Raw genomic sequence first — 7,988 nt, 5'->3', positions numbered from 1 at the left:
AATGAAACGTCATAAAATATAAACTAAATAAACAGCAGTAAGAAGCTCTAACCTTGCTAAATAACCGCTGCCAGGACGCTGCCGGTATCGTGACCAGCCATGATGGCCGGTTGTTCCTGCGCAAGGACAATGGCCTGGTGCGTGACGTGTTTCAGCAGCGTCACATGCAGCGCCTGGTCGGCCACATGGGTATCGGCCACGTCCGTTACCCGACCGCCGGCAGCTCGACCTCGGCCGAAGCGCAGCCGTTCTACGTCAACTCGCCGTACGGCATCACCCTGGCGCACAACGGCAACCTGACCAACGTTGAACAGTTGGCCAAGGAAATCTACGAATCCGACCTGCGTCACGTCAACACCAGTTCCGACTCGGAAGTGCTGCTCAACGTGTTCGCTCACGAGCTGGCCCAGCGCGGCAAGCTGCAGCCAACCGAAGAAGACGTGTTTGCCGCTGTGACCGACGTGCACAACCGTTGCGTCGGCGGTTACGCGGTGGTGGCGATGGTTACCGGTTACGGCATCGTCGGTTTCCGTGACCCGCACGGCATCCGTCCGATCGTGTTCGGCCAGCGTCACACCGACGAAGGCGTCGAGTACATGATCGCTTCCGAAAGCGTCTCGCTGGACGTGCTCGGTTTCACCCTGATCCGCGATCTGGCCCCGGGCGAAGCGGTCTACATCACTGAAGACGGCAAGCTGCACACTCGTCAGTGCGCGACCAACCCGTCGCTGACCCCGTGCATTTTCGAACACGTTTACCTGGCGCGTCCGGATTCGATCATCGACGGCGTGTCGGTGTACAAGGCGCGTCTGCGCATGGGCGAGAAACTCGCCGAGAAGATCCTGCGCGAGCGTCCAGAGCATGACATCGACGTGGTCATCCCGATTCCGGACACCAGCCGTACCGCCGCGCTGGAGCTGGCGAACCACCTGGGCGTGAAATTCCGCGAAGGCTTCGTCAAGAACCGTTACATCGGCCGGACCTTCATCATGCCGGGCCAGGCGGCGCGCAAGAAATCGGTTCGCCAGAAGCTCAACGCGATCGAGCTGGAATTCCGCGGCAAGAACGTGATGCTGGTCGACGACTCGATCGTGCGCGGCACCACCTGCAAGCAGATCATCCAGATGGCCCGTGAAGCCGGCGCGAAAAACGTTTACTTCTGCTCGGCGGCTCCTGCTGTGCGCTTCCCGAATGTTTACGGGATCGACATGCCGAGCGCGCACGAACTGATCGCGCACAATCGTTCAACCCAGGATGTGGCTGACCTGATCGGCGCTGACTGGCTGATCTATCAGGATCTGCCTGACTTGATCGAAGCGGTCGGTGGCGGCAAGATCAAGATCGAAAACTTCGATTGCGCGGTGTTCGATGGCAAGTACGTCACCGGTGACGTCGACGAGGCCTACCTGAACAAGATCGAACAGGCACGCAACGATGCCTCCAAGGTCAAGACCCAGGCGGTCAGTGCGATCATTGATCTGTACAACAACTGAGTTTCTACCGGCCCTGAGGGGCCGGTTTTGTATCCGGCGAAAGACTTTCAATTATTCAGAACAGGGCAAGGAGTGACAGCATGAGTCAGGAATGGGATGCCGGTCGGCTGGACAGCGACCTTGAAGGCGTAGCGTTCGATACCCTGGCCGTACGTGCCGGTCAGCACCGTACGCCGGAAGGCGAACACGGTGATCCGATGTTCTTCACTTCCAGCTACGTGTTCCGCACCGCTGCCGATGCGGCTGCGCGGTTTGCCGGGGAAGTGCCAGGCAATGTTTACTCGCGCTACACCAACCCGACCGTGCGCGCGTTCGAAGAGCGTATTGCGGCACTGGAAAGTGCCGAGCAGGCGGTCGCCACCGCCACTGGCATGGCCGCGATCATGGCCGTGGTGATGAGCCTGTGCAGCGCCGGCGATCACGTGCTGGTGTCGCGCAGCGTGTTCGGTTCGACCATCAGCCTGTTCGAGAAGTACTTCAAGCGTTTCGGTGTGCAGGTTGACTATGTGCCACTGGCCGATTTGTCGGCGTGGGACGCGGCGATCAAGCCGAACACCAAACTGCTGTTCGTCGAGTCACCATCCAACCCGCTGGCCGAACTGGTCGACATCAGCGCGCTGGCGGAAATCGCTCACGCCAAAGGCGCGATGCTGGTGGTCGATAACTGCTTCTGCACACCGGCCTTGCAGCAGCCGCTGAAGCTCGGTGCGGACATTGTCGTGCACTCGGCGACCAAGTTCATCGACGGCCAGGGCCGTTGCATGGGCGGCGTGGTAGCTGGCCGCAGCGAGCAGATGAAAGAAGTCGTCGGTTTCCTGCGCACTGCCGGGCCTACCTTGAGCCCGTTCAACGCCTGGATCTTCCTCAAGGGTCTGGAAACCCTCAACCTGCGGATGAAGGCGCACTGCGCCAACGCCCAGCAACTGGCCGAGTGGCTGGAGCAGCAGGACGGCATCGAGAAAGTCCATTACGCCGGTCTCAAAAGCCATCCGCAGCATGAGTTGGCGCAGCGTCAGCAGAAGGCCTTCGGGGCGGTGGTGAGTTTCGAGGTCAAGGGCGGCAAAGAGGGCGCGTGGCGCTTCATCGACGCGACCCGGCTGATCTCGATCACCGCCAACCTCGGCGACAGCAAAACCACCATTACCCACCCGAGCACCACCTCCCACGGCCGTCTGGCGCCGCAGGAGCGTGAAGCGGCGGGGATTCGTGACAGCCTGATCCGTGTCGCGGTCGGCCTGGAAGATGTGGCGGACCTGCAGGCTGACCTGTCGCACGGTCTGGCGGCGTTGTGATCGAGTTGTCCACTCCGAAGGCGGGCACCCATGGCCGCGTGGCGCTGGTCACCGGTGCCGCGCGCGGCATCGGTCTGGGCATCGCCGCCTGGCTGATCAGTGAAGGCTGGCAAGTGGTGCTGACTGATCTGGATCGTATACGCGGCTCGAAAGTGGCGAAGGTGCTCGGCGAAAATGCCTGGTTCATCGCCATGGACGTGGCGGATGAAGGTCAGGTCGCGCTCGGCGTTGCTGAAGTGCTTGGGCAGTTCGGTCGTCTCGATGCACTGGTGTGCAACGCGGCGGTGGCCGATCCGCACAACATCACCCTGGAAAGTCTCGATCTGGCGTACTGGAATCGGGTGCTGGCGGTCAATCTCAGCGGGCCGATGTTGCTGGCCAAGCACTGTGCGCCGTATCTGCGCGCGCACAATGGTTCGATCGTCAACCTGGCTTCGACCCGTGCGCGTCAGTCGGAGGCTGATTCCGAGGCGTATGCAGCGAGCAAGGGCGGTTTGTTGGCGTTGACCCATGCGTTGGCGATCAGCCTCGGGCCGGAGATTCGCGTCAATGCGGTCAGCCCGGGCTGGATTGATGCGCGGGATCCATCCGCACGCCGCGCCGAGCCACTGGCCGATGCCGATCATGCGCAGCATCCGGCAGGCAGGGTAGGGACGGTCGAGGATGTGGCGGCGATGGTGGCGTGGCTGTTGTCGCGCAATGCCGGGTTTGTCACCGGGCAGGAATTCGTCGTGGATGGTGGCATGACCAAGAAGATGATTTACACGGACTAAGAAGCGAAGCCGCAAACCTGTAGGAGTGAGCCTGCTCGCGATAGCGGTTTCAGGGTTGTTGCTTTCTTCAGGGAATGAAGCAATTTTGTCTTTTTCAGAAAAACTTCAATCCTGCTATTGACTTAGGTTCGCTACCTGCGTAAATTTCGCGGCCTCGGAGATGCAAACGGGTGATTAGCTCAGCTGGGAGAGCGTCTGCCTTACAAGCAGAATGTCGGCGGTTCGATCCCGTCATCACCCACCACTCCCGAGAAACTTGCGTAAGCAAGAGCGTAGGCTGAAAGTGCCTGCACCGACGCGCAGCGGTAGTTCAGTCGGTTAGAATACCGGCCTGTCACGCCGGGGGTCGCGGGTTCGAGTCCCGTCCGCTGCGCCATATTTTACGAGTCAGACCAGGTCTGGTTCGCGATTGCAAAGCACCGAAGCTTTCAATCAAAACGAGTTACTTGAGCGCAAGCTCAAAGCGATACGCAGCGGTAGTTCAGTCGGTTAGAATACCGGCCTGTCACGCCGGGGGTCGCGGGTTCGAGTCCCGTCCGCTGCGCCATATCTGTTTCAAGGACCACTGAACGCCTTGAAACACCGAAAACATCCGTTGGTTGTTTCGGAATCGATAGCAAAGACCCTGGTCGAAAGACCGGGGTTTTTTGTGTCTGAAATTTGAGCCTTTTCTCCCTCCACTACCCAGCCCTGCACAAATCCCTGTAGGAGCTGCGGCACGCTGCGATCTTTTGATCTTGATCTTGATCTTGATCGTAGAAGCAGGAGCAAAAGATCGCAGCCTCGTTTCACTCGACAGCTCCTACATGGAAGGGGCGGTTGCATATGCATGGCGGGTGGTCGATTGACGCCATGCGGTGCCACGTCGCATTGATTTTTTGATTCTTTGGTCAAATTTTTGTAACTGGTTGTTTGCTGCGAGGACAGAAACCTTTAAAGTTAACCTTTCGGTCAGCTTTGCACTGTCAACACGCCCTTTGTTTCGCCAAGAAGGGCTTCTGCAAGACTCGAGATTCCCAGTAGATAACCAGAAGGGCGGACACATAACCGCCCAGAGGATGATCCATGTCCAACCGTGATATATCCCGGCGCTCGTTCCTCCAGGGCGGGCTGGTGGCGGGTGTGAGCGTCACGCTCACGCCGCTCAGCACTCAGGCGCTGGCTGCCTTGATGGAAAACAGCGTGACCGTGCCGTCCGAGAAGTGGCTCGGCAACAACGGCAAGGCACGCCAACGTAACGACGCCCTGTCCAAGGTCTGCGGCAACAAAGTATTTGCCCGCGACATTCGCTCCAAGGACATGCCCGGCTGGCCTGAACAGCAAGGCCACGCCATGCTGCTGAAAACCATCAAGGCTGACCGTATCTACGCCGGCTACGACCTGTCGTGGCTTGGCGCCGATTTGCAGCCTGACCGCATCGTCACCGCTGCCGATCTGGACAAGGACGGCATCGTCTTTCCGGAAGAGCACGCGCCGGACCCCTTGCTGCCGGAAGGCAAAGTGCCGATGTTCATCGGTCATCCGGTAGCGATCCTGATCTGGAACGATTTCGAGCGTTTCCGTCAGGCCAAGAACAAACTCAAATTCAATGACAAGGCGATTCGTTACGGTGCACAAGTGCCGTACTACGAAGGCGACCCCTATGGCAGCTTCCGCTACGTGCGTGTGGGCGGCCCGACCTCGGCCGACGAAGACGAGTTCGCCAGCCTCAAGGACTCGATCCTGTTCCCGATGCTGAAGAACCGTCGCCCGGTATGGAATTCCCAGCCGAACCTGCACGGCAACCTGACCGAGCGCGGCCTGTTCTACGCCGACCGCATGAAGCAGCAGATCGACACGCCGCCGGACAACTGGCTGGTGTTCGACGAACGCTACAAGACCCCGTCGATCGAACCGGCCGCGATGGAGCCGGACAACGGTAACGGCTGGTACGACCCGAAAACCAAGACCTTGCACTTCGTGGTCGCCACCCAGTGCCCGCTGGAAGCCGCGACCGAGACCGCGAAAATGATCGCGCCGTCGCGCTTCGGCCTGGCGAACCTGAACATGCACCCGGGTTATACCGTGGGCTACGGTTCCAAAGACCACAACATCTTCGTCTACTACGCGGCCCTCGCTGCGCTGTACGGCGCCGGTGTGCCGGTGCGTCTGGCCAACGACCGCTACGAGCAGTTCCAGAGCGGCATCAAGCGTCACCCGTTCGACATCCGCTACCAGCTGGCGGTGGACAAGAACGACTACAGCTTCAAGATTTTCCGTGCCGAGATGAGCGTCGACGGTGGCGGTCGCATCAACTACAGCCCGTCGGTAGCGGCAGTCGGCGCCACGGCAGCGCAGTCGATCTATTACATGCCGCAGAACGACCTGCAGGTCACCGCTTACCACTCGCGTGGTGTTGAAGCGGGTTCGATGCGCGGTTACGGCACCCTGCAAAGCATGGCGTCGACCGAAATGATGGTCGATGAAATCGCCAATCGTCTGGGTGTCGACGCGATTGATCTGCGTCGCAAGAACGCCTTGCGTTCGGGCATGAAAAACACCCAGGGCGCGATTCCGGCCGGTGCCTTGCGCCTGCACGAAATTCTCGACAAGGCCTCGGTACACGAAGTCTGGAAAAACCGCGACGCGATCAAGAAGCAGCGCGAAGCCGCCGACCCGGACAACTGGTACGGCGTGGGTTTTGCCATTTGCCAGAAAGATTTCGGCACCGGTTCCGAAGCGCCAATGGCCAGCATCGAATTCACCGCTGAAGGTCGCATCACCCTGCGCCACATCGGTATCGAGATCGGCACTGGCATGTCCACTTCGCAAGCGCTGGTCGTTGCTGATTTCCTCGGCAGCCCAGCGCACGACGTGAAGACCGGCGAAACCGAATGGAAGGAAATGCAGTTGATCACCAGCGGCAACCCTTACATCATGAGTCAGGCCGAGCAGGACAACCTGCTGCGCAACCCGCGTTGGGTCGGCAAACTGGCTTCGGCGTCGTCCGCGACCAACTCGGCCTACTACTTCAGCCACGCCACCCGTGAAGCGGCGCGCGTGCTGTTCAACAACGGCTTGTGGCCGGCGGCCATGGAAATCTGGCGTCAGGGCCCTTACGGCGGTCAAGCCAACCCTTACGTGGTGCGTCGCGAAGATGCGCATTGGGTCGACGGCAAACTCACTGCCAACGGCATGCAGCCGCTGAGCTTCGAAGAACTGGCCAGGCATGCTCACGAGCGTGGTCTGGTGACCGGCGCCACCGTTCACGCGTTCAACCGCTGGAGCTGGGCCGAGGCCGAATACAGCATCGACGGCGTGCGCGAGCGTCTGCCGCTCGACGGTCTGGCGGTGAAGTACGGCGATGGCGCACCGAAAGCGAAGAAAGCGTTGATGAGCACGGCGGGTTTCCACCTGCTGGATCGCCAGAACATCAACTACCCGGTGGTTCAGTTGAACAACGCCGCAGTGACTTACTACAGCCCGGTCGCCACGCTGGTCGAGCTGAAGGTCAACAAAGGTTCGGCGCAAGTCGAAGTGCTCAACCACCATTCGTGGGTCGAGTGCGGTCGGGTGCTGGTCGAAGAACTGGTCAAGGGCCAGCTCGAAGGCGGGATCGCCATGGGCATCGGTCACGCACTGATGGAAGAGATGCCGCTGTACGAAGGCGGGCCGGGGGAGGGTGACTGGAACTTCAACCGGTATCGGCTGCCGATGGCCCGTCACGTCGCGGTGTGGAAGCAGACCGCGGAGATTCTGCCGCCGCTGTCGCCAAGCGATCCGTCCAAAGGCATTGCCGAAGTGGTGATGATCCCGGTGGTCGGTGCCATCGGTAACGCCGTGGCGCACGCCATCGGTAAACGTGTTCGCGATCTGCCAATCACTGCTGCGCGCATCAAGGAGGCCCTCAATGGCTAACCGTCCGCTTCAACTGACCCTCAATGGTCAATCCGTCGGCCCGGTGGACATCCCTGATGACCTGCCGATGATCGACTACTTGCACGAATACAAAAACCTCACCGGTTCGCGCCTGGGCTGCGGCCAGGGCATCTGCCACGCCTGCGTGGTGATCGTCGACAACCCGGACGGCACCAGCGAAGAAGTGCGCACCTGCATCACCGGCGCGCATTACTTCGAAGGCAAGAAAGTCCGCACCATCGAAAGTCATGCCAAGCGTGATGAGAGCGGTCAGGTCACCGAGCTGAACCCGATCCAGCAGCGCTTCGTCGACGAGTTCGCCTTCCAGTGCAGCTACTGCGCGCCGGGTTTCGTCAACGCCGCGACGGTGCTGGTAGAGAAGCTGCAGCGTCAGCCGATCGCCAAGAGCCAGCTGGAACAGGTTATCGAGGACAGCCTCGGCCACCACATCTGCCGTTGCACCGGGTACGTGCGTTACTACAACGCCACGCGCAACGTGCTGACCGATCTCGGCCTGGTCAAGGAGGGTTGAG

At 60.3% G+C, this 7,988-nt stretch carries 4 protein-coding genes, 3 tRNA genes and 1 pseudogene; all 8 read left to right on the top strand.

All coding sequences use genetic code 11. The features are described 5' to 3' along the window. Positions 1–41 precede the first annotated feature (41 nt). A pseudogene (gene purF, locus ACIOUG_RS22455) lies at positions 42–1,493 on the top strand (amidophosphoribosyltransferase); the annotation flags it as partial. An 80-nt stretch (positions 1,494–1,573) separates the two neighbouring features. Beyond that, positions 1,574–2,785, top strand: coding sequence for an O-succinylhomoserine sulfhydrylase (locus ACIOUG_RS22450; protein WP_401068752.1), 1,212 nt, complete (start codon positions 1,574–1,576; stop codon positions 2,783–2,785). Continuing rightward, positions 2,782–3,558, top strand: coding sequence for an SDR family oxidoreductase (locus ACIOUG_RS22445; protein ID WP_401068750.1), 777 nt, complete (start codon positions 2,782–2,784; stop codon positions 3,556–3,558). Before ACIOUG_RS22450 ends, ACIOUG_RS22445 begins: the two co-directional genes overlap by 4 nt. A 168-nt stretch (positions 3,559–3,726) precedes the next feature. Beyond that, positions 3,727–3,802, top strand: a tRNA-Val gene (locus ACIOUG_RS22440). Positions 3,803–3,857: 55 nt separating this feature from the next. Next, a tRNA-Asp gene (locus ACIOUG_RS22435) sits at positions 3,858–3,934 on the top strand. A gap of 94 nt (positions 3,935–4,028) precedes the next feature. Beyond that, positions 4,029–4,105, top strand: a tRNA-Asp gene (locus ACIOUG_RS22430). A 518-nt stretch (positions 4,106–4,623) separates the two neighbouring features. Further along, positions 4,624–7,455 carry a xanthine dehydrogenase family protein molybdopterin-binding subunit gene (locus ACIOUG_RS22425; protein ID WP_401068748.1) on the top strand — a complete coding sequence of 944 codons (2,832 nt, stop codon included), beginning with the start codon at positions 4,624–4,626 and terminating at the stop codon, positions 7,453–7,455. Next, entirely contained in the window at positions 7,448–7,987 is a 540-nt protein-coding gene (locus tag ACIOUG_RS22420; RefSeq protein WP_401068747.1) for a (2Fe-2S)-binding protein, read from the top strand. Before ACIOUG_RS22425 ends, ACIOUG_RS22420 begins: the two co-directional genes overlap by 8 nt. The last annotated feature ends 1 nt before the right edge of the window (position 7,988 follow it).

The sequence above is a fragment of the Pseudomonas sp. NPDC087803 genome (genome assembly GCF_044742995.1).
Lineage (GTDB): Bacteria > Pseudomonadota > Gammaproteobacteria > Pseudomonadales > Pseudomonadaceae > Aquipseudomonas.
The sequence above is the reverse complement of the archived record's forward strand: the minus strand, read 5'-3'. Positions and strand labels throughout refer to the sequence as shown.

What these genes read in the sequence shown, in the direction of transcription:
- ACIOUG_RS22425 (WP_401068748.1), top strand. Translation starts at nt 4,624, where the DNA reads ATGTCCAACCGTGATATATCCCGGCGCTCGTTCCTCCAGGGCGGGCTG.
- ACIOUG_RS22420 (WP_401068747.1), top strand. Translation starts at nt 7,448, where the DNA reads ATGGCTAACCGTCCGCTTCAACTGACCCTCAATGGTCAATCCGTCGGC.
- ACIOUG_RS22450 (WP_401068752.1), top strand. Translation starts at nt 1,574, where the DNA reads ATGAGTCAGGAATGGGATGCCGGTCGGCTGGACAGCGACCTTGAAGGC.